22 protein-coding genes and 3 tRNA genes are annotated in these 21403 nt (G+C 70.9%); 15 read left to right on the forward strand and 10 right to left on the reverse strand.

The window, feature by feature from the left end; translation table 11 throughout:
• The 3 genes from JUB13_RS18025 to JUB13_RS18035 all read right to left on the reverse strand — a co-directional run.
• The coding region (locus JUB13_RS18025) for a GTP-binding protein (RefSeq protein WP_207481448.1) at positions 1-615 on the reverse strand (615 nt) is incomplete at its 3' end.
• A gap of 81 nt (positions 616-696) precedes the next feature.
• Positions 697-770, reverse strand: a tRNA-Gly gene (locus tag JUB13_RS18030).
• Between the two features lie 86 nt (positions 771-856).
• Positions 857-942, reverse strand: a tRNA-Tyr gene (locus JUB13_RS18035).
• Between the two features lie 127 nt (positions 943-1069).
• On the opposite strand from JUB13_RS18035, the gene rlmB reads away from it, so the two are divergent.
• The 4 genes from rlmB to JUB13_RS18055 all read left to right on the forward strand — a co-directional run bounded on the left by rlmB (position 1070) and on the right by JUB13_RS18055 (position 3490).
• Positions 1070-2059 carry a 23S rRNA (guanosine(2251)-2'-O)-methyltransferase RlmB gene (rlmB, locus tag JUB13_RS18040; protein ID WP_207481450.1) on the forward strand — a complete coding sequence of 330 codons (990 nt, stop codon included), beginning with the start codon at positions 1070-1072 and terminating at the stop codon, positions 2057-2059.
• Between the two features lie 79 nt (positions 2060-2138).
• Positions 2139-2214, forward strand: a tRNA-Thr gene (locus tag JUB13_RS18045).
• Between the two features lie 166 nt (positions 2215-2380).
• The gene (locus JUB13_RS18050) at positions 2381-2806 is read left to right on the forward strand and encodes a hypothetical protein (protein ID WP_207481451.1); all 426 of its coding nucleotides are present in this window, start codon (positions 2381-2383) and stop codon (positions 2804-2806) included.
• 90 nt (positions 2807-2896) lie between these two features.
• A complete protein-coding gene (locus tag JUB13_RS18055) occupies positions 2897-3490 on the forward strand; it encodes a DUF2934 domain-containing protein (RefSeq protein ID WP_207481452.1) in 594 nt (197 codons plus the stop codon).
• A 43-nt stretch (positions 3491-3533) separates the two neighbouring features.
• Here JUB13_RS18055 and pcaG read toward each other — a convergent pair whose 3' ends face one another.
• The 3 genes from pcaG to pcaC are packed head-to-tail and all read right to left on the reverse strand — an operon-like array spanning position 3534 to position 5225.
• Positions 3534-4118, reverse strand: a complete 585-nt coding sequence (pcaG, locus tag JUB13_RS18060; RefSeq protein WP_207481453.1) for a protocatechuate 3,4-dioxygenase subunit alpha — start codon at positions 4116-4118, stop codon at positions 3534-3536.
• A 4-nt stretch (positions 4119-4122) separates the two neighbouring features.
• On the reverse strand, positions 4123-4818 hold the full coding sequence (gene pcaH / locus JUB13_RS18065) for a protocatechuate 3,4-dioxygenase subunit beta (RefSeq protein WP_207481454.1): 696 nt from the start codon (positions 4816-4818) through the stop codon (positions 4123-4125).
• On the reverse strand, positions 4815-5225 hold the full coding sequence (gene pcaC / locus JUB13_RS18070) for a 4-carboxymuconolactone decarboxylase (RefSeq protein ID WP_207481455.1): 411 nt from the start codon (positions 5223-5225) through the stop codon (positions 4815-4817). The genes pcaH and pcaC overlap by 4 nt, the downstream gene beginning before the upstream one ends.
• A 141-nt stretch (positions 5226-5366) precedes the next feature.
• On the opposite strand from pcaC, the gene pcaQ reads away from it, so the two are divergent.
• Together pcaQ and JUB13_RS18080 are read left to right on the forward strand one after the other, a co-directional pair.
• On the forward strand, positions 5367-6284 hold the full coding sequence (pcaQ, locus tag JUB13_RS18075) for a pca operon transcription factor PcaQ (RefSeq protein ID WP_207481456.1): 918 nt from the start codon (positions 5367-5369) through the stop codon (positions 6282-6284).
• Positions 6285-6451: 167 nt separating this feature from the next.
• Positions 6452-7021: a DedA family protein gene (locus JUB13_RS18080; protein ID WP_207481457.1), complete on the forward strand. Its 570-nt coding sequence runs from the start codon at positions 6452-6454 to the stop codon at positions 7019-7021.
• 25 nt (positions 7022-7046) lie between these two features.
• Here JUB13_RS18080 and JUB13_RS18085 read toward each other — a convergent pair whose 3' ends face one another.
• Positions 7047-8393 carry an aminotransferase-like domain-containing protein gene (locus JUB13_RS18085; RefSeq protein WP_207481458.1) on the reverse strand — a complete coding sequence of 449 codons (1347 nt, stop codon included), beginning with the start codon at positions 8391-8393 and terminating at the stop codon, positions 7047-7049.
• A gap of 115 nt (positions 8394-8508) precedes the next feature.
• Between JUB13_RS18085 and JUB13_RS18090 the strand changes: the two genes are divergently transcribed.
• From JUB13_RS18090 to JUB13_RS18125, 8 genes are all read left to right on the forward strand, one after another.
• Complete coding sequence (locus JUB13_RS18090; RefSeq protein ID WP_207481459.1) at positions 8509-9102, forward strand: LysE family translocator; 594 nt, start codon at positions 8509-8511, stop codon at positions 9100-9102.
• A 281-nt stretch (positions 9103-9383) separates the two neighbouring features.
• Positions 9384-10502, forward strand: coding sequence for an NAD-dependent epimerase/dehydratase family protein (locus tag JUB13_RS18095; protein ID WP_207481460.1), 1119 nt, complete (start codon positions 9384-9386; stop codon positions 10500-10502).
• A complete protein-coding gene (locus JUB13_RS18100) occupies positions 10499-12277 on the forward strand; it encodes an NAD-dependent epimerase/dehydratase family protein (protein WP_236025047.1) in 1779 nt (592 codons plus the stop codon). Before JUB13_RS18095 ends, JUB13_RS18100 begins: the two co-directional genes overlap by 4 nt.
• Before the next feature lie 40 nt (positions 12278-12317).
• A complete protein-coding gene (locus JUB13_RS18105) occupies positions 12318-13427 on the forward strand; it encodes a glycosyltransferase family 4 protein (protein ID WP_207481461.1) in 1110 nt (369 codons plus the stop codon).
• Positions 13428-13433: 6 nt separating this feature from the next.
• On the forward strand, positions 13434-14561 hold the full coding sequence (locus JUB13_RS18110) for a CgeB family protein (RefSeq protein WP_207481462.1): 1128 nt from the start codon (positions 13434-13436) through the stop codon (positions 14559-14561).
• Positions 14561-15661, forward strand: a complete 1101-nt coding sequence (locus JUB13_RS18115; protein ID WP_207481463.1) for a CgeB family protein — start codon at positions 14561-14563, stop codon at positions 15659-15661. The genes JUB13_RS18110 and JUB13_RS18115 overlap by 1 nt, the downstream gene beginning before the upstream one ends.
• Before the next feature lie 44 nt (positions 15662-15705).
• A complete protein-coding gene (locus tag JUB13_RS18120; RefSeq protein WP_207481464.1) occupies positions 15706-16821 on the forward strand; it encodes a CgeB family protein in 1116 nt (371 codons plus the stop codon).
• A gap of 127 nt (positions 16822-16948) precedes the next feature.
• Entirely contained in the window at positions 16949-17548 is a 600-nt protein-coding gene (locus JUB13_RS18125) for a HupE/UreJ family protein (RefSeq protein WP_207481466.1), read from the forward strand.
• A 50-nt stretch (positions 17549-17598) separates the two neighbouring features.
• Here JUB13_RS18125 and JUB13_RS18130 read toward each other — a convergent pair whose 3' ends face one another.
• Together JUB13_RS18130 and phoU are read right to left on the reverse strand one after the other, a co-directional pair.
• Positions 17599-18045, reverse strand: coding sequence for a hemerythrin domain-containing protein (locus JUB13_RS18130; RefSeq protein ID WP_207481468.1), 447 nt, complete (start codon positions 18043-18045; stop codon positions 17599-17601).
• Positions 18046-18112: 67 nt separating this feature from the next.
• Positions 18113-18838: a phosphate signaling complex protein PhoU gene (gene phoU / locus JUB13_RS18135; protein ID WP_207481470.1), complete on the reverse strand. Its 726-nt coding sequence runs from the start codon at positions 18836-18838 to the stop codon at positions 18113-18115.
• A 175-nt stretch (positions 18839-19013) separates the two neighbouring features.
• Between phoU and JUB13_RS18140 the strand changes: the two genes are divergently transcribed.
• On the forward strand, positions 19014-20309 hold the full coding sequence (locus JUB13_RS18140; protein WP_207481472.1) for a pentapeptide repeat-containing protein: 1296 nt from the start codon (positions 19014-19016) through the stop codon (positions 20307-20309).
• Between the two features lie 17 nt (positions 20310-20326).
• Here JUB13_RS18140 and JUB13_RS18145 read toward each other — a convergent pair whose 3' ends face one another.
• The gene (locus tag JUB13_RS18145) at positions 20327-20824 is read right to left on the reverse strand and encodes a MarR family winged helix-turn-helix transcriptional regulator (protein WP_236025048.1); all 498 of its coding nucleotides are present in this window, start codon (positions 20822-20824) and stop codon (positions 20327-20329) included.
• Positions 20825-21403: the final 579 nt, after the last annotated feature.

Consider the following 21403-nt stretch of genomic DNA (forward strand, 5'->3'; position numbering starts at 1 on the left):
CGGCTGCGGAATGTAGCGGTCGACCTCGGCCATCAGCTTCAGGATCGCCTCACGCCCGATCTCCGGGCTCCGGTCCTCCAGAGCGCACAGCGCCGAGCCCTTCACGATCGGAATGTCGTCGCCAGGGAAGTCGTAGCTCGACAAAAGCTCGCGAACCTCGAGCTCGACCAGGTCGAGAAGCTCGGGGTCGTCCACCATGTCGACCTTGTTCATGAACACCACGATCGCCGGAACGCCGACCTGGCGCGCCAGCAGAATGTGCTCGCGCGTCTGCGGCATCGGGCCGTCCGCCGCCGAAACCACCAGGATCGCGCCGTCCATCTGCGCCGCGCCCGTGATCATGTTCTTCACGTAGTCCGCGTGGCCGGGGCAGTCCACATGCGCGTAGTGGCGGTTCGAGGTCTCGTACTCCACATGCGCCGTCGAGATCGTGATCCCGCGCGCCTTCTCCTCGGGAGCCTTGTCGATCTGGTCGTACGCCGTGAACGTCGCCCCGCCAGTCTCCGCAAGAACCTTCGTGATCGCCGCCGTCAGCGACGTCTTCCCATGGTCCACGTGACCGATCGTGCCAACGTTGCAGTGCGGCTTGTTCCGCTCAAATTTCGCCTTCGCCATCGCTTCTCTGTCCCCGTGGGCCTATGCCGACGTCTCTGTTCCGGTCCGGTCTGTCCTAGGCGACGGGTCCCGTGCGGCGGCTGGAGCGGGTGAGGGGAATCGAACCCCCGTCGTGAGCTTGGAAGGCTCCTGCTCTACCATTGAGCTACACCCGCGGACCAAGTGCACGAAACGACGCTCCGCACCGCTGCCTTTCCCGCTTCGGGTCGGGCGCCGGCCGGGACCGCCGTCGCAGAACTGATGGTGGAGGGGGTTGGATTCGAACCAACGAACGCTGACGCGGGCAGATTTACAGTCTGCTGCCTTTAACCACTCGGCAACCCCTCCGCCCCGTCCGGGCTGCCCCGGAACGGAGAAGCCGCACTATGAGAATTCCGAACGCGATGTCAACGCCAAAAAGCCCGGGCGAAGCCGCTGGCGCGCACGGCCCCGGCCGGGCACATTGGGGCCCGTCATGAGCAGGAACGGACAGCATCGCGGCCCCCGGCCGAACCGCCCGGCGTCCCCCCAGGCCGCCTCCCGCAATCCGGCCGGGCGCGACGAGCGCCGGCCCGGCCCCCGGCCCGCCGCGCCCGCGCCGCAGGAGGGGCCGCGCGATCCCCGCGGCGCCGCGGCGCGCGAGGAGCCATCCCGGGATTCGCGCGGCCCGCGCCAGCCGGGCAAGGCCGCCGGGAAGCCGTCGGGCAAGGGCCCAGCCCGCGCCGCCGGCGGCAACGCGCTGCTCTTCGGCATCCACCCCGTCGCCGCCGCCTGGACGAATCCGGAGCGGCGAATCCGCCGCCTGCTGGCGACCGAGGCCGCGCTGGAGGCGCTCGCCCCGGCCCTGGCGGAGGCCGCGGCCAAGGGTCTGTCGCGCCCCGCACCGGGCCGCACCGATCGCGCGACGCTGGACCGCATGCTGCCCGATGCCGTGCACCAGGGCGCCGTGCTGGACGCGGCCCCCCTGCCCGAGCTCGATCTCGCGGATCTCATTCGCGCCGGCGCCGCGCGGGAGCGGGACGTGCTGGTGCTGCTCGACCAGGTGACGGACCCGCACAATGTCGGGGCCATCCTGCGCTCGGCCGCGGCCTTCGGGGCGAGCGGCGTGGTCCTGCCCGACCGCAATGCTCCCGAGGTGACCGGCACGCTCGCCAAGAGCGCTTCCGGCGCGCTCGAAGTGGTGCCGCTGGTTCGGGTCGTGAACCTGGCGCGCGCGCTGACCGAGCTGCGCGACGGCGGCTACTGGTGCGTCGGACTCGACGAGAGCGGACCCGCGACCCTGGCCGAGACGCGCCTGGACGGCCGTGTCGCGATCGTGCTCGGCGCCGAGGGCAGCGGCCTGCGCCGCCTGACCATGGAACGCTGCGATGCCGTCGCCCGCCTGCCGACGCGCGGCCCCATCGGCAGCCTGAACGTGTCCAACGCCGCGGCCGTCGCGCTCTACGAGATCGCGCGCCTGGGATGAGGCCGGGGCTCCCCGCCCCGCCCTGCTGCTTGTCGGACCGGCCGTGGAGCGCTAGTCTCCGCCGCCGTGAGGCCAGGGCGCCGGGTTAGCTCAGCTGGTAGAGCACCCGCCTTGTAAGCGGAAGGTCGTCGGTTCGATCCCGACACCCGGCACCAGCCCCGCCACCATCCAGCCTGGTGGAACTCGTCCCCACAGTGGGCTGGCTGGGCTCCGGCCGCCGTGACCGTCGGCGGCGCGGCCATCTGCCGATCATCCCGTTTGACGCGCCGAAGCGCTTCGCTACCGTCTGTCCGATAAAGGCCGGCGGAGCAGGATCTGGCGATGACGGGTGGAAGCGATGGATCCGAATGCGTGGTGACCTTCGATCCCAAGGTCCCATGCCTCACCATGTCGTGGAATGGTTACTTCACGAGCCAGCGGTTCCGCGAGGCCAACGAGCGGGTGCTAGACGCGGTGCGCCAAGCCGCCGCAACGAAGCTGCTCGGCGACATCACGAACTTCACACTGATCGGGGCGGAGGACCAGCGCTGGCTGACCGAGAACTGGATCCCGCGCCTCATCGCGGCGGGTGTCCGGCACGTCGCCCTGGTCCAGCCGGTCTTCTACTTCAACGTGGTTGCCGTGCAGTCCGTCGTCGACAAGGTCTCCCAGGACCAGCTCCTGGTCCGTATCTTCGACAGCGTCCCGTCGGCGCGGCGCTGGCTGTGGGAGACTGGCGCCGCGGGCGACCTCGCTACCGTGACCTAGCAGCCGCAAGGCCGCGCCAATAAGGCGCGGGAACGATCCGCCCGCCTGTGCGTTCCGGCTCAAACGCAATTTGCGGAAAAGGATAGGGGCATGGACCGCCATCAACGCATCGAGGCGCGCGCCTACGAGATCTGGCACCGCGAGGGACGGCCCGAAGGCCGCGACGCGGAGCATTGGCACCAGGCGGTGCGGGAGATCGAGGAGGAGGACGCGGTGAAGGCGCGGATCTCGGTCCAGGAACCGGTTCAGGAACCCGGCCAGACTGCCCCGGCGCGCGGCCGCGGCCGTGGCCGCGTTGCCGCCAAGACCGAGGCCGCGGGCGGCACGACCACCCGCGCCACCCGCAAGGCCAAGGGCGTCCTCGTCGAGGTCGCCAGCGGCGTGATCGATACGGCCGCCAACGCGATCTCGGCGGCGGTCGGCGCGGCCGCCTCGGTGGTCGAGGACGCCGCCAAGCCGAAGCGGGGCCGGCGCAAGGACGCCGCCGGGACGGGCGCGTCCGCCGGCAGCGCGACCGATACCCCCGCCAAGGGATCCCGCACACCGCGCGCCAAGGCCGGTGCGAAAGACACCAAGCCGTCCGATACGGCTGCCGCCGGCGGCAAGGGCGCTGGCGCCACGGCGGCGAAAGGCGCGGCAGGCAAGCGCGCGCCGCGCGGCCGCGCCGCCGGCACGGTCCACTGAGGGCACGGAGGGCCGGAGCGGGGGCCGCTCCGGCCCTCCGGCGTCAGACATCGAAGAAGACCGTCTCCCGCTCGCCCTGCATGTGGATGTCGAAGCGGTAGACGATCCCGGAATCGCCCTCCTCGCGCTTCGCGATCAGCGTGTCGCGCCGCTCCGCCGGCACGCTGGCGAGGACCGGATCCCCGGCATTCGCCTCGGCCTCGTCGGAGAAGTAGATCCGCGTATACGCGTGGGTCAGCAACCCGCGCATGAACACGGTCACGGCGACATGCGGCGCCTGGCCGTCGCCGACGGCGCCCGGCTTCACTGTGTCGAAGAAGTACCGGTTCTGCGGATCCGTGCCGGTGCCGCACCGGCCGAAGCCGCGGAAGGCCGCGTTGGAGGCCCCGCCGGGCGCCGCGTAGCGGCCCTGCCCGTCGGCCTGCCAGATCTCGATCATCGCGTCGTTGACGGGAGCCCCGGCTCCGTCGAACACCCGCCCGACGATCCGGATGCGCTGTCCCGACACCGTCTCGTCGGCAACCACGGGCGTCGCGATGCTGGCGAAGTCGTAGCCGTATTGCTGGGGGGTCAGGCCATAGGCGAAGTAGGGGCCGACGGTCTGCGAGGGGGTCTGCCTGAACGCCATGGCGTCACACCTCCATGGGCGTCGCGGACGCGCCGCGGAGCACGATGTCGAAGACGTAGCCGAGCGCGAAGGACGGCTCCGTCACGTCGATGGAGAATTTCGAGATCAGGCGGCTGCGCGCTGCCTCGGGCGTGCCCTGGAAGATCGGGTCCAGGTCGAGCAGCGGGTCGCCCGGGAAGTACATCTGCGTCACCAGCCGGGTCGCGATGCTCGGCCCCAGGAGGGAGAAATGGATGTGGTTCGGCCGCCAGGCGTTGTGGTGGTTGCCCCAGGGATAGGCGCCGGGTTTGATGGAGTAGAACCTGTAGCGCCCCTCATCGTCGGTGACGCAGCGCCCCCCTCCGAGGAAGTTGGGGTCGAGCGGCGCGTCGTGCTGGTCGACCTTGTGGACGTAGCGGCCCGCGGCGTTGGCTTGCCAGACCTCGACCAGGGTGTTGCGCACAGGCCGGCCCGCCTCGTCCGTCACGCGCCCGGTCACCACGATGCGCTCGCCCAGCGGCTCGCCGTTCCTGCGGCCGTTGCGCGTCAGGTCGTTGTCGAGCGCGCCCAGGCTGTCGTGCCCGTAGACAGGCCCGGTGCGCTCGGACAGCGTGTGCTTCAGGGGGATCAGGGGTCTGGTCGGCCCGCGCAGGACGGTGGACTTGTAGTCGGGATAGACGTAGGGCGGATGGGACGACCAGTCCCGCGGCGACGTGCTCATCGAGCTTCTCCCTTGCGCTCGGCGGCCGCCAGGGCCGCGTAAGTTTCCTTCGCGATGCGGAAGGCGCTGTTGGCGGCCGGCACGCCGGCGTAGACGGCGACGTGCAGCAGGGCCTCCTTAACGTCCTCGGCGCTGGCACCGGTGTTCCGGGTGGCGCGCACATGCATGGCGACCTCCTCGTGGTGCCCGCCCGCGGCGAGCAGCGCGATGGTGATCAGGCTGCGCTCCCGCCGCGTGAGGCCCGGACGGCTCCACACCGATCCCCAGGCGCCTTCGGTGATGAAGCGCTGGAAATCCGTGTCGAACTCCGTCCGGTTCGCCTCCGCGCGGTCGACATGCGCATCGCCGAGAACGGCGCGCCGCGTCCTCATGCCCTCGGCATGCCTCCGGTCGTCGGTATCGGCCATGACGCTCCTCCCTGCAAACATTCGGCGTGACGCACTCTTTCTATGCCATCGCATATCGCCATGAAAAATGGTCTTCTCTGCCGCACGCATTACCGCTGGTAATGAAAACCTCACCCTCCTGTACTTGCGTGGCCGCCATCCATGATCGATGCCCGGATCAAGCAGCGTCACATCCAGTGCTTCCTCGAGGTCGCGCGCCGGCGCAGCGTCGGAAAGGCGGCCGTCGCGCTCGCGCTCAGCCAGCCGGCGGTGTCGAAGACGCTGAAGGAGCTCGAGGAGATCCTGGGTGTCTCGCTGATGGATCGAAGCCGCAGCGGCGTGTTCCTCAGCGCCTTCGGCGAGGTCTTCCTCCGGCATGCCGGCGCCAGCATGGCCGCTCTGCGACAGGGCCTCGACAGCATCGCGCAGGCGCGCGACGGCGCGCAGCGGCCAATCCGCGTCGGCGTCCTGCCGACCGTCGCCTCGCGTCTGGCGCCGGACGCCGTCCTGCGCTTCAAGAGGGAGGCGCCGGAGACGGTCGTCGGCCTCGTCAGCGGGCCGAACCGCTACCTGATGGACCGGCTGCGCCAGGGCGATCTCGACCTGGTGGTCGGCCGGCTGGGGCAGCCCGACGACATGCGCGACGTCGCCTTCGTCCACCTCTACTCAGAGCGGGTTGCGCTGCTGGTGCGGCCGGGCCATCCCCTGCTCGGGCCGGGGCCGCTCGACCTGACGCGGCTCGCGCGCTACACGGTCGTGCTGCCCGACGCCGACGCCCTGATCCGGCCCGCGGTGGACCGGATGCTCGCGGCCCACGGGGTCGCCGTGCTTCCCAACCGCATCGAGACCGTGTCCACGTCCTTCGGACGCGGCATCACCCGGACCAGCGATGCCGTCTGGATCATCTCGCGCGGGGTCGCCGAACCCGACCTGCGGGAGGGCGTCCTGTCGGAGCTGCCGGTGGACACCACGGACACAAGCGGCCCGGTCGGGCTGACCACACGCGCCGACATCGATCCGCCTGCCGCCGTGCGGCTATTCATGACGGCTGTCCGCCAAGCCGCCGCTGCAATGGGTTAGGGCTCCGGGATAAAGCTGCGGGATAAGGTCGCAGGTGGGCAATCCACCCCGTTCGCGCCGCAAGATTACGGCGATTTCATTTATCGCGCGCGGCGCCGCGCCTCTATGTTCTGGGACCGGTACGGCGCCGCGGGGGCAGCCGATGCGGAGGCTCCGACGCACGGCGCATGGACATCTTCGAACTCATCCGCGACTACGGGCAGTTCTTCTACGCCATCGTTGCCGTCTGGACCTTCCTCGAGGGCGAGACCGTCGTCCTCGTTGCCGGCGTCGCCGCGCGCGAGGGCATGCTCGACCTGGGCACCCTGATCGCATGCGCCTGGGGCGGCAGCTTCCTCGGCGACCAGCTCTACTTCTACGTGGGACGCCGCTACGGCCCGGCGCTGCTGCGGCGCTGGCCGCGCATGCAGTGCGGCGTCGACAAGGCCCTGTCCCTGCTGGACCGCTACAGCACCGGCTTCATCCTGACCTTCCGCTTCGTGTATGGCGTCCGCAACGTCAGCTCCTTCGCCATGGGAATGAGCAGCATCTCCTGGCGGCGCTTCGCCACGCTAAACTTCGTGGCGGCCGGACTGTGGGCCATCGCCTTCGCGGGCGGCGGCTATCTGGCCGGCGCCGCGCTGCAGCACGTGCTGGGGCCAATGGCCGAGGGCGTCGGACTGGGGCTGTTGCTCGTGCTCGTCCTGGTGGTCGTGACGGTGAGCGTGGCCAAGCGGTTCCGCCGCCGGCCGGCCTGAGCCCGGCGCAGGACCAGGCTGCCCGTCACACCACCGCCTCTCCCGATCCGCCCGCCGCGAGAACGCCCCGCAGCACTTCCAGCGCGCGGCCGAGAGCCTCGACGCTGACAGCCGCCCCAAGGCAGATCCGCACGCCGCTCGCGAGGGCCGGGTCCACGACCGGCGCCTCCGGCGGCGTCACGAGCACCCCGGCCGACAGCGCCCGGCGCGCGAACCTTTCCGCCTCCGGCGCCGCCATGGGCAGCCAGACATGATGGCTTGGTCCCTGCCCTTCCGGGATCAGTCCCGGAAAAGCTGCGATCGCGAGAGCGGTCCGGCGCGTCGCCTCGGCCCGGATCGCGGCGCCGAGCGTCGCGGCCGTACCGTCGGACAGCCAGGCCGAGGCCAGCAGGGAGGTAAGAGGGTTGGCCGTCAGCGTCGTCGCGAGGACGCCGCGCACGGCGTCGCCGACAAGGGATTCGGGGCAGGCCAGGAAACCGACGCGCAGCCCCGGGCTGAGCGCCTTGGACAGGCTGTTCACGTAAAGGGTCCGCTCGGGCACCAGTTCGGCCAATGTGGGCTCGCCAGCGTCCGAGAGCACGGAATAGACGTCGTCCTCGACGATCCAGGCGCCGTGCCGCCGGACCAGCGCCGCGACGTCCCGGCGCCGGCCGGGGCCCATGGTGACGGCCGTCGGGTTCTGGCGCGTCGGGACGAGGTGTAGGACCCGGGGTTCCGCGGCCGCACGCAGCGCCTTCTCGAGCGCGTCGGGCACCACGCCCTCGGCGTCGAGCGCGACGCCCTGCAGTCGGTACCCGGCATGGGCGGCGATCGCCCTGATCCCGGGATAGGTCGCTGCCTCGGTCAGGATGGTGCTGCCCGGGCGGCACAGGAGAGCGAAGGCGACCGAAAGAGCGTGCTGCGCCCCGTTGGTCGCCACCACACGGTCGACGGAGATCCGCAGCCTGTGCCCCGCCAGCCAGCCCGCCAGCGCCTCGCGGAGCGCCGGGCGCCCAGCGGGGGGAGGATAACCGCCGAACCCCAGGCCGCCGACCCGCCGAGCAAGGCGGGCCAGGGCGTCCGCAAGGGCGGCATCGGTCAGGACCGGCGGCGGCAGGTTCTGCGACAGGTCGATCGGCGCGTCCGGACCCTGCGCATCTGGCGGCAGCTCGACGAAGGTGCCGCGCCCCTTCGTCCCGCGGCCGAGGCCCCAGCGCTCCACCGTGGCATAGGCCTTCGTGGCCGTGCCGACGCTGATCCCGAGCGCATGCGCGACCTCGCGATGCGGCGGCAGGCGGCTCCCCGGGGACAGACGTCCCGCGCGGATGTCCTCCGCCACCGCGCGGGCAAGCCGCTCGGCGATTGATCCTGCGCCCTCCGCCAGCCAGGGCATCCATGGGGAAGCTTCGCGCACGAACAACCTTGTCATAGGACACTTCGTAAATTGACTCACGAAGTGTCCCACGTCCAGTCTGGGCGCAGCCAGCGCAACGATCCGCCGGTGCCCCATGCCCGACCTTTTCGCAGCCCTTCTCGTCTTTGCCGCGGTGACGAGCTTCACGCCGGGTCCAAACAACGTGATGCTGACCGCCTCGGGGGCGACCTTCGGCTTTCGCCGGACGCTGCCGCATGTCCTGGGCGTCGCCCTGGGATTCCCTGCCATGGTCGTGGTCGTCGGGCTGGGCCTCGGGACGGCCCTGATCGCCCACCCGATGCTCCACGCCGGCATGAAGGTGATCGGCGCCGTCTATCTCTGCTACCTCGCCTGGCTGGTCGCGAGGTCCGGCCATGGCGACCGCGACAGGGCCGGCGGGCGGCCCATCGGGTTCTGGCGTGCGGCTGCCTTCCAATGGGTGAACCCGAAGGCATGGATCATGGCGGTCGGGGCCGTTGCCACCTTCACCAGCCCCGAGGGGAGCCTGGCGGCGCAGGTGCTTGCCATCGGCGCGGCCTTCGTCCTGGTCGGCCTTCCCTCCAGCGCGTCATGGGCTGCATTCGGTACGCTGATCGGCCGCTGGCTCGACACCGATCGACGCCTGCGCCGATTCAATCTCGTCATGGCTGCCCTGCTCGTCCTCTCGATCGTCCCGGCGTTCCTCTAGGCGGCCGGCGCCGCCTGCGCCCCGATCCAGGCCCGCGCCCACCTCCCGGGCTACCCCGGATCAGGGCGCGGTGCCCCCGTTGCGTGGTCCGCACCCCGATCAAGTCACGCGCCGCGCCGGCCGACAGTGCCATGATCGTGGCCCGGCCACAGAGAGCCGGTCCCGCCCCTCTGCCGACCCTCCAATCCGTTCGGAATACCCCCGGCTTACACCGAAAAATCGGCTGGAACTTTACTCGGAGCCCCGTTGTTCCCCGAGGTACTTAGAAGAAGAGGGACGCCATGCCGAAGACCATCCTGATCACCGGTGGGGCCGGGTTCATTGGCTCGCACGTTGCCGACGAACTCCTGTCCCAGGGTTATCGGGTCCGGGCGCTCGACTGCCTCTCGGAGCAGGTCCACGGCCCCGGCCGGCAGCGGCCGGACTACCTGTCCCCCGATGTCGAGCTGATGGTCGGCGACGTCCGGGACCCCGACACCGTGAAGAAGGCACTGGCTGGCGTGGACGCCGTGTACCATTTCGCGGCGATCGTTGGCGTCGGGCAGAGCATGTTCCAGGTCGACGACTACGTCAGCATCAATGACCAGGGGACGGCCGTGCTTCTGCAGGCGATCCTGCAGAACCCCGTCGAGAAGCTGCTGGTCGCGAGCTCCATGAGCGTCTACGGCGAGGGCCTGTACCTCGACGCCCACGGCCACAAGGTCACGATCGGCGAGCGCGCTGCAGACCGGATCCGGCGCGGCCAGTGGGAGCCCGCCAGCGGCAATGGCGGCGACCTGACCCCCGTACCGACGCCCGAGACGAAGACGCCGAGCCTCGCCTCGATCTATGCGCTCAACAAGTTCGTGCAGGAGCGCATGTGCATGCTGATCGGGCAGGCCTACAACATCCCGACGGTCGGGCTGCGCTTCTTCAACGTCTACGGAACCCGCCAGGCGCTCAGCAACCCCTATACCGGCGTCCTTGCGATCTTCGCCTCGCGCCTGCTGAACGACAAGCCGCCGATGATCTTCGAGGACGGGCTCCAGCGCCGGAACTTCGTCCACGTGTCCGACGTCGCGCGCTGCTGCGTCAAGGCGCTCCAGTCCGACCGGGCCAACGGCCAGGTCTTCAACGTCTCGACCGACGAGGTCGTGACGGTGCGCGAGGTCGCGCAGAAGCTGGCCGAGCTGATGGGCAAGCCGCGCCTGCAGCCCGAGATCACCAACAAGCACCGCGTGGGCGACATACGGCACTGTTTCGCCGACATCTCCCTGGCGCAGGAGCTTCTGGACTACCGGCCCCAGGTCAGCCTCGACGAGGGCCTGGAAGAGCTCGTCGACTGGCTGCGCGGCCAGGTGGCGGTGGACAGGGTCGACGTGATGCGCAGCGAGCTCACCTCGCGGGGGCTGGCCGTATGAGCGCGGCGGAGACAGTACCGACGACACCCGCCCTCGGCCTCCACGCGCAGTTCGCTCCCGGCGACCGGGAGGCCGTCGAGACGGCCGCCGCGGCCCTGAAGCGCCTCGGCGTGCGCGAGCTGCGCCTGGACCCCGGCACGGGCGACGACAAATGGACGGGCTGGCTCCTGGCGCGGCTGGCCAGCGAGTTCGGCGTGGTCGTCGCGGCCGAGCCGTCCCGCGCCATCGAGATCGCGGAGGCCCACGGCCCGCTGATGCGCTGGGTCGAGCTGCCCCTGGACAATGCGGCGGCCCCGGCCGTTCAGCGCTGCCGCCAGCTCGGCGTGCGCGTGGTGCTGCGCGGCCCGACCGATCCCGAACGTCTCGAGCGCCTCGCCGGGCTGCCCGCCAAGGCCGACGCGCTGCTGCTGGAAGGCCCGGCCGAGGAGGGCTGGGCCGCCACCGCCGCTCTCTGCCGCAACGTGCTGCAGCGCCAGGGCGCGCTCGGACAGATCTGGATCGAGGTCGCGCCGCCGGCGCGGCGCAATCCCGTGCGGGCGCTGATGGACGCGCTCGCCGCCCCGGTCGACCGCGTCTACTGGGCTCAACCGCTGCACGCGGTCGAGCCGGCCCCGCTGCTCGCCCGCCTGCTCGAGGCCGGCGGCATCGCCGCCGTGCGCGAGTTCGACAGGGTCGCCCGCCCGGCGCCGGCGCTGCTGCGCGGCGGCGGCGCTACCGACCGTCCCGTCCTGCTCACCGGCGGCGCCGGCTTCATCGGCACCAATCTGGCCGACCGCCTGGCCCGCGACGGGCAGCGCGTCCTGATCCTCGACAGCCTGGCGCGCCCCGGCGTCGAGCAAAACCTCGCCTGGCTCAAGGCCCAGCACGGCGATGCCGTCTCGGTGGAGCTCGGAGACCTCCGCGACGAAGCCGTCGTCGGCCATGTCGTGGCGCAAGCCTCCGCGGTCTATCACTTCGCAGCCCAGGTGGCGGTGACCACCAGCCTGGTCGATCCGCTGGACGACTTCGAGACCAACGCCCGGGGCACCATCCTCCTGCTGGAGGCGTTGCGCGCCCGCAAGGAGCCGGTGCCCCTGATCTTCACCTCGACCAACAAGGTCTATGGGAAGCTCGGCGACGTCGCGCTGGAGGAGGCGGGCGAGCGCTGGCAGCCGGCCGACCCGGCCCTGCGCGAGCACGGCATCGCCGAGGACCGGCCCCTGGACTTCTACAGTCCCTATGGCTGCTCCAAGGGCGCGGCCGATCAGTACGTGCTGGACTATGCCCGCACCTACGGGCTTCCGGCCGCCGTCTTCCGCATGAGCTGCATCTACGGGCCGCACCAGTTCGGGACCGAGGACCAGGGCTGGGTCGCCCATTTCCTGATCAGCGCCCTGTCCGGCCGGCCGATCACCCTCTATGGGGACGGAAAGCAGGTGCGCGACATCCTTCACGTCGACGACCTGGTGCGCGCGCTGAAGCTGGCGCGCGAACGCATGGACGCGATCGCCGGCCAAGCCTTCAACATCGGCGGCGGGCCCGGGAACGCCGTCAGCCTGCTGGAGCTGCTTTCGCGGATCGCCGCGCAAACGGGCACGCGGCCGGAGATCGGCTTCGGCGCCTGGCGGCCCGGCGACCAGCTCTATTACGTGTCGGACACGACCCGCTTCCGCGAGGCGACCGGCTGGCGGCCGCGGCTCTCGGTGGATGCAGGGCTCGCCGATCTCGCCGCTTGGCTGAGCGAGTTCCGCCTGCCGGGGCTGCGGCAGGCCGCCCCGCGGCGGGCCGCGTCGTGATCCCCTCCGGACCGCAGCCCTCAGCCCGGCCCGCCGCGGCATGACCGCCGCGGCACTCCCGTCCCGGCTTCTGATGACCTGCGACGCGATGGGCGGAGTCTGGGACTACGCGCTGGAGCTCGCGGACGGCCTCGGGCGCCGGGGCGTCGCCGTCGACCTGGCGGTCCTCGGCGACCCGCCCGGGCCCGAGCGAGAGGCGGCCGCCGCGGCCCTTCCGGGCGTATCGCTGCACGTCCTGCCCTGCCGGCTGGAATGGATGGACGGCTGCGAGGCCGATCTGGAGCGCTCGGCCGCCTGGCTGCTGGAGCTGGAAGCGCGATTGAGGCCGGACCTCGTCCATGTGAACGGCTATGCCCAGGCCGCCCTTCCCTTCCGGGCTCCGGTCATGGCGGTCGCCCATTCCTGCGTGCTGTCGTGGTGGCAGGCCGTCCGCGGCGGGCCTGCGCCGGCGGAGTGGCAGGCCTATGCCCGCCGCGTCTCCGAGGGGCTGGCGGCGGCGGCGCTGGTCGCGGCCCCGACCCGCGCCATGCTGGCGGCAGCGGAACGGCATTACGGGCCGCTGCCCCATGGCCGGGTGCTCGCGAACGGCCGCTCGCCCGCGCGCTTCCGACCCGGCAGCAACGAGCCCTTCATCCTCTCGGCCGGCCGCATCTGGGACGAGGCCAAGAACATCGGGGCGCTGGACGCGATCGCCGACCGGCTCGACTGGCCGGTCCGCGTTGCCGGAAGCCTGCGTGGCCCCGACGGCGGCCCGCGCCGGCTCAGCCATGCCGAATGGCTCGGCGTGCTGCCCTCCGCCGCGCTGGCCGGCGAGATGGCGCGCGCATCGGTCTTCGCGCTGCCGGCGCGCTACGAACCCTTCGGGCTCTCTGTGCTGGAAGCCGCGCTCAGCGGCTGCGCGCTGGTGCTCGGCGACATCCCCAGCCTGCGCGAGACCTGGGACGACGCCGCCGTCTTCGTGCCACCCGACGACGGCACTGCGCTGGCCGGTGCCCTTCAGGACCTGGCGCGGGAACCCCGTCGGCTGGCCGCTCTGGCGGCGGCGGCCCTGGACCGTGCGCAGCACTTCGGCAGCGATGCGATGGTCGCGGGCTATCTCGGCGCCTATCGCGACCTGATGCGCAGCCCGATCCACTCCGTCCCCTGCTGAGAGCCCATGCGCTTCGTCTATTTTACCCACTCCCTCGTATCCGACTGGAACCATGGCAACGCGCATTTCCTGCGCGGCGTCGTCCGTGAGCTCCAGGAGCGCGGCCACGAGGTCCGCCTGTTCGAGCCTGCGGGCGGCTGGAGCCGCACGAACCTGCTGGCCGACCGCGGACCGGCCGCCGAGGCCGAGTTCCGGCGGGCTTTCCCGCATCTCTCGTCCGAGACCTACGATCCCGCCTCGCTCGACCTGGACCAGGCGCTCGAACGCGCCGACGTCGTGATCGTCCACGAATGGAACGACCACGATCTCGTCGCAGCGATCGGGCGCAAGCGGGCGGCGGGCGGGACCTTCAGCCTGCTCTTCCATGACACCCACCACCGGTCGGTCAGCGATCCCGAGGCCATGGCCCGCTACGACCTCTCGGCCTATGACGGGGTTCTCGCCTACGGCGCAGTGATCGCCGAGATCTACCGCAAGGCCGGCTGGGGCCGCCGTGCCTGGGTCTGGCACGAGGCCGCCGACACGGCGCTGTTCCGCCCCCTGGACGCGCCGGCAGGCGGCGTGGCGAGGGGCGATCTCGTCTGGATCGGCAACTGGGGCGACGACGAGCGCACGGCCGAGCTGCACGAGTTCCTGCTCGGTCCCGTGCGCGCGCTCGGCCTGCGCGCCGCGGTTCACGGCGTGCGCTACCCCGACGAGGCCAGGCACGCCCTGGCGGAGGCCGGGATCGAGTACCGGGGCTATCTGCCGAACCACGAGGCGCCCGCGGCCTTCGCGCGCCACAGGGTCACGGTGCACGTGCCGCGCCGCTACTACTCGCGGGTCCTGTCGGGGATCCCCACGATCCGCCCATTCGAGGCCCTGGCCTGCGGCATCCCTCTGCTGAGCGCGCCGTGGGAGGACAGCGAGGGCCTGTTCCGGCCCGGCCAAGACTTCCTGTTCGTGCGCGACGGGGACGAGATGACCCGGCGCCTGCGCGACGTCCTCTCGGACGAGGGCCTGCGCACCGAGCTGATCCGAAGCGGGCTCGAGACGATCCGCGCCCGCCACACCTGCGGCCACCGCGCCGAAGAGCTTCTTGCCGTCTGCCGGAGCCTGGGCTCCGGCGCATCCCTTCTCGAGGAGGCCCGCTGATGGCCGGTCTGGACATCGCGTTCTTCGGTTCCTCGCTGGTCTCCGCCTACTGGAACGGGGCCGCGACCTATTATCGGGGCATCATCCGCGCGTTGGCGGCGCACGGGCACCGCATCACCTTCTACGAGCCCGATGCCTATGACCGACAGAAGCACCGGGACATGGACGATCCCCCCTGGGCGCGCGTCGTCGTCTACGAGGCGGACGAGGCGAGCGCGCTGAGAGCGCTGGAGCTGGCGCGCGGCGCGGACGTGCTGGTCAAGGCGAGCGGCGTCGGCGTCAACGACGCGCTGCTCGAGGCCGCCCTTCCGGACGTCGCGGGAACGGGAGCGCTGAAGATCTTCTGGGATGTCGACGCCCCGGCCACCCTCGCCCGCATGCGCAAGGACGAAGACGACCCGTTCCGGGCTCAGGTGGCGCGCTACGACATGGTCCTGACCTATGGCGGCGGCCAGCCGGTCGTGGACGCCTATGGCCGGTTCGGCGCACGGCTCTGCGTGCCGATCTACAATGCGCTGGATCCGGAGACGCACCATCCGGTGCCGGCCGCTCCGCGCTTCGCCGCCGATCTCGGCTTCATGGCGAGCCGCCTTCCCGACCGCGAGCGGCGGTGCGACGCCTTTTTCTTCAAGGCGGCCGAGCTGGCCCCGGGCCGGCGCTTCCTGCTGGGTGGCAACGGTTGGGACGGGAAGCCCATGAGCCCGAACGTCCGCTACGTCGGCCATGTCTACACGCGCGACCACAACGCCCTGAACTGCTCGGCGCTCGCGGTGCTCAACGTGACCCGCGACAGCATGGCGGAGACCGGCTTCTCGCCCCCCACCCGAGTCTTCGAGGCGGCGGGCGCGGGCGCCTGCCTCGTGACCGATGCCTGGGAGGGAATCGAGATGTTCCTGGAGCCCGGGACCGAGGTGCTGGTCGCCCGCGACGGTGCCGAGGTCGCGGCCCATGTGGAGGCGCTGACGCCCGAGCGCTCGCGCCGGATCGGCGAGGCCGCGCGGCGGCGCATGCTGGCCGAGCACACCTATGCCCACCGCGCCGGGGAGGTCGTGGCGTTGCTGACCGGCACCGCAGACCATCCGGTCCGCCGGACGGCCTGAGCATCCGCGCGACCGCCTGCCACCCGAAGACCGTGAGCGAAACCATGCAGCGCCGAGCCCGCACACAGCTCGACATCGTGATCCTGGGGCTTTCCATCACCTCGTCGTGGGGCAACGGCCACGCGACCACCTATCGATCCCTGGTGAAGGCCCTGGACCGGCGCGGGCATCGGGTGACCTTCCTCGAATGCGACAAGCCCTGGTACGCGGACAATCGCGACCTGCCCGCGCCGCCGTGGTGCCGGCTCGCCCTCTACCGCGACCTCGACGAGCTGCGGCGAGACTGGTCGGGGCTGATCGCGGCGGCCGACCTCGTGATCGTCGGATCCTACGTGCCTGACGGCGTGCGCACCGGCGAATGGGTCACCGAGACGGCCGGAGGCCTGACTGCCTTCTACGACATCGACACGCCCGTCACGCTCGCCAAGCTCGTGCGCGGCGACCACGAATACCTGCACCCGGACCTGATTCCACGCTACGACCTCTATCTCAGCTTCACCGGAGGCCCGACCCTCGACCGGATCGAGCGGGAGCTCGGCTCGCCCGCGGCCCGCGCGCTCTACTGCTCGGTCGACCCCGATGGCTACTATCCCGAGCCCACCGAGCCGCGCATCGACCTCGGCTATCTCGGCACCTACAGCCCCGACCGCCAGCCTGCCCTCGAGCGCATGCTGCTGGAGCCCGCGCGGCGCTGGAGCGCCGGTCGATTCGAGGTCGTCGGCCCCCAGTATCCCGGCGACATCGTCTGGCCAGCCAATGTCGGGCGCCAGGACCATCTGCCCCCCTCGGCCCATCGCGGCTTCTACAACGCCCAGCGCTTCACCCTGAACGTAACGCGCGCGGACATGATCGCCGCGGGATGGTCGCCGAGCGTCCGGCTCTTCGAGGCGGCAGCCTGCGGCACCGCCATCATCTCGGACCGCTGGGAGGGGCTCGATGCGCTCTTCGAGCCCGACCGCGAGATCCTGATCCGGGACACCAGCGAGCAGGTGCTGGACTGCCTGCGGGATATGCCCGAAGCCGAACGCCGGGCCATCGCGCGCGCCGGAAGGGAGCGCGTGATGAAGGCGCACACCGCGCATCACCGTGCGCTGGAGCTCGAATCCTACGTCGCCGAGGCAGGCGGGATTCGGCGGCCGGCACTGCGCGCCGGCGCCTGACCGCTTCGTGTCGCGGCCCGAGACCTGCCCCGGCCCTTGCCGACGGCCGTTGACCCCTTCGCTGGCGCAGCGTAAGAGGGATTCCGGGCCGGGCAGCGCCGGCGGGGCAGCATTGGGAGAAAGCGACATGACCGTGAAAAGCCGTTGGACCGCCGGCCTGCTGGCGGTGGCGACCACCCTCGCCGCCTCGGTCGCGCAGGCGCATCCCTTCGGCGAGCACGGCGCCGGCCTCGTCGACGGTCTCGTCCATCCCTTCGGCGGCGTCGACCACCTGCTGGCCATGGTCGCCGTCGGCCTGTGGGCGGCCCAGCGCGGCGGCCGGGCCGTCTGGGCGCTTCCGGCCAGCTTCATGGCGGCGATGGCCGCCGGCGGCCTGCTCGGAACCGCAGGGATCGGCCTGCCCATGGTCGAGACCGGGATCGCCGCCTCGGTGATGGTGCTCGGGGCCGCGGTCGCCCTGGCCCTGCGCCCGGCGCTCTGGTTCGGCATGGCGACCGTTGCGGCCTTCGCGCTCTTCCACGGCCACGCCCATGGGACCGAGCTGCCGGCAGCCGCCTCGCCCCTCCTATACGGGCTCGGCATGCTGGCGGCGACGGCCGTCCTGCACGCCCTCGGCGTGGCGGCAGCGCGGGGTGGCCTCAGCGGCTTCGCACGCCTCGGCTCCGGTGGCGTCCGGATCGCCGGCGCAGCCGTGGCCGCAAGCGGGCTCCTGCTCGTCGTCGGCTGAAACCCGGATGGCGGGCACAAGCCCGCCTTCCCCTTGCATCGCCGGTCCCGTCAGATCCCCTGCGCACGCCGCAGGTCCAGCGCGGCGCGCGTCAGGCGCGCGGTCTCATCGGGCGGCAGCGCGTTCCGGATCGCCGCCACCACCTGCGTGTCCTCGATCCGGCACTGCTCCTCGAGCACCGCCTTGAACCGTTCGAAATCCGCGAGCCAGTCCCCGGCGAGACCGGCCTCAGCTCCCGCGCCGGAGGCGAGTGCCGCAAGCCGCATCGCGACCTCGTCCTGCCGTTCCCGCGCGCTGCGGGCCAGCTCCGCATCGACGGCCTGCAGCGCCGGGTAGACCACCTCGGACATCATCGCATTGTGGGCGCGCCAGAGCGCGCCGAGCTGCGCCACCTTGTCGGCGCGCTCGGAATTGGCCTGCTGCGGCGCGTTCCCCGCCTCGGCATACATCTCGCGGGCGGCACGGTGATCGTCGACGATGACTTCAACGACGGTCATGGGATTCCTCCTGGGCCTCGGAATCCCGAAGAACCTCCGGCGCGCGTCGGGGGTTCCGGCCTTGGGATCAGTTCCTGCGCGCGCCGGGGTCGACAACCGCGAAGCTGGAGTGGTCCTCCTTGGCGCGCTCCTGCTCCGGGCGCCGGCCGCGCACCAGGAAGCAGACGGCCTCGGCCACGTTCGTCGCGTGGTCGCCGATGCGCTCGATGTTCTTCGCGACGAACAGCAGGTGGGTGCAGGGCGTGATCTGCTGCGGCCCCTCCATCATGTAGGTCAGCAGCTCGCGGAACAGGCTGGTGTAGAGCGCGTCCACCTCGGCGTCGCGCGCCCGCACGGCCAGCGCCTTCTCGAGATCCTGCTCCACATAGGCGTCGACCACGGCGCGGACCATCTCGCCGGCGAGATCGGCCATCCTCTCCAGCGACTTCAGCGGACCGACCGGGGGAAGCTGGGAAAGGGCCATGGTGCGCTTCGCGCAGTTCCGGGAGAAGTCGCCGATCCTTTCGAGGTTGTGAGCGACCTTCAGCGCGGCCACGACCTCGCGGAGGTCACGCGCCATGGGCTGCCGCAGCGCAAGCATGCGCAGCACGAGCGCCTCGACGGCCTGCTCGCCTGCGTCGATCTCGGCATCGCCGGCGATCACCGCCGCCGCCGCCGTCTCGTCGCGCGCCGCAAGGGCCGCGATCGCGGCGCGCAGCTGCTCGGAGGCCAGCTCGCCCATGCGGCGGACATGGCCGTGCAGCGCCTCCAGCTCGGTGTCGAAGGCGGCCACAGTGTGTCCGGTCTGCTGCATTCCATGTCCCTTCCTGTGACGCCAGGTGTCCCCAACCGATCACATGGCGCAACAATATAGTGCGCGTCTGGTGCAATCGGTACAACACCGTCCAGCCGGGGCTTGCGCCGCGGGTGCAGTTTGGGTGACAACACCATTGGGGTTACCTCGCCTCGCTGGAGATGGACGCCGGACCATGACACCGCACGAACTGGTGGCCATCCTTGAGAGGCACGAGCGCTGGTTGAACAAGCGGTCCGGCGGATCCCGCGCGGATCTCGCGATGACGGATCTGCGCTCGACCCACCTCGCCGGGGCGAACCTCCAATCCGCAAAGCTCGCCGGCGCCGACCTGACGGGCGCCGACCTGCGCAAGGCCGATCTCAGCTACGCGGACCTGTTCGCAGCCCAGCTCGAGAAGGCCGAGCTGACGAACTGCAATTTCTACCGCGCCGACATGCGCGGCGCCCATCTGCGCGGGGCAAGGCTCAAGGGCGCCATCCTGCGGGAGGCCGATCTGCGCGGCGGCGCGCTGATCGACCGGCGCTCCGACCGATCCAACGTGCAGAAGTCCGATATGTCGGGCGCGCAGCTCGACGACGCGACGCTGGCGCGCGCCAACCTCTCAGGCGCGGACATGTCCGAGTGCAGCCTCACCAATGCGGACTGCCAGGGGGCGCTGATGACCGGCGTCAATCTCGGTGGCGCGAACCTGAAAGGGGCGAACCTCGCGAAGGCGGATCTCAAGGGCGTCAATCTCAGCGGTGCGAACCTCTCGGGCGCGAACCTGCGGGACTGCAACCTGTCGGGCGCCCTCCTCGCCGGCGCCAACCTGCGCAACGCGGACCTGCTCGGTGCCAGGCTCGAAGGGGTCGACCTGACCTCCGCCGACTGCGCAGGCGCCAACATCGCACGCTCGGCCGAGAACTTCTCGCAGTCGATCCAGCGAAGCCTGGAGCAGCACTTCACCTGGATCAACTCCGGCGGCACCACGGGCTACCGGGCCGAGATGATCGGCGAGGACATGTCCCACATCGACCTGACGGGCGTGAACCTCTCCGGCGCCAACCTGCGCGGCGCTTCCCTGGTCGGCGCCAAGCTGCGCGAGGCGCTGTTCGTGATGTCCGACCTGTCGGCGGGCGACCTGCGCGAGGCCGACATGACGAAGGCCGTCATGGACGGCTGCAACATCCGCGGCACCGACCTGAGCGGCGCCAGGCTGGACGGGGCGGAGATCGGCTCGGTCGACATCAAGGGCCCCGATGGCAAGCCGACCGGACGCATGTGGCCAGCCAATCTCAGCGACGTGAAGCTGGTCGGGGCCAGTCTCGTGCGCACGAACCTGCGCAACGCCAATCTCACGAATGCGGATCTCAGCGGCGCCAACCTGACGGACGCGAACCTGATCGACGCCAATCTCCGCGGCGCCAAGCTCGACGGGGCGATCCTGACGGGCGCGGCGATGCCCGAGATCCCGCAGGACGAGGACTGAGGTCGCCGGCGTGGCGCTCAGTCGGCGCCACGCTCCAAGTTGCCCATCATGCGCTCCAGCACGGCCATGGCGGTGTTCAGTGCCTCGGCGTCGATCCCCCGCCGGGCCTGCTCGCTGACGGCGTCGGAGCAGGGAAGCAGCACCTCCCTCAGGCTCCGTCCCTTGGCCGTCAGGTAGATGTTGACCTTGCGGCGGTCGTGGACGTTGCGCACGCGCTCCACCAGGCCGCGGCGCTCCATCCCGTTCAGGGCAGTCACGGTCGTCGGCTCCATCATGCCGACGCGCTGGCTCAGCTCCCGCTGGGTCAGGCCGTCCTGCTCCCACAGCGCGCGCAGGAAGAACCACTGCCCCATACTGACGCCGTGCAGCGCGATGCGGTTCTGAAGGGAGCGGGCGAAGGCCTTGTTCAGGTCGCGGACCAGATGACCGATCGGTGCGGCGGCCCGGTGGCTGCTTGCCATGCGGTCGGGCGCCAGAAAGACGCCGCTGGTGCGCGTGTTGGTGAGAGCCGGCATCGTTCCCCCCTTGTCGGTTCGGACGGCCCATCGGCGCCGCCCGGCCCCAGCGCGCGCCCCTGGCGTGCCCGGTGGCTCGATGCCGCCGTGCCATACCGGGAGCACCCCGTCGCGTTGAGCAACCTAAGATTTGCCGACATCCTGCGCCGCGCGCAACCCGTTTGTAAGGATCGAATGCGGGCCGGGAAATATGATTCCTCGCCCTGCGTCCCGATCTTTCCCTCCGGCACCCGCATAGCCGAGACATCGGCGCGCGATCCCAGCGCAATGGCATTCGTTGGAGCGAGAAAAACGTTCCACTTCGGCAACGGCTTAGGCGGAACGTCATCTTCCGTCTCGGTAGGACGGAGCGCGGTTCGGCACTTTCGGGTGGGGTCATACCCACAACGGACGTATCGACCGTATAGATCGACTGTGGCAATCACCGGGACACGCGTCGCGCGAGACAGTCCGCCATGCCGCACCGCTTCGCACTGAATGTCTCGCCGGCCGTGCAAAGTCCGGAAAGTGCCGATCTGCCTTGCCCGCCCGCGAATCGCACGGCGGGCCTGTCGTGTGTCCGCTGGCCTCCTGACGTAC

Origin of the sequence: Arenibaculum pallidiluteum, assembly GCF_017355985.1 — a bacterium.
Lineage (GTDB): Bacteria > Pseudomonadota > Alphaproteobacteria > Azospirillales > Azospirillaceae > Arenibaculum > Arenibaculum pallidiluteum.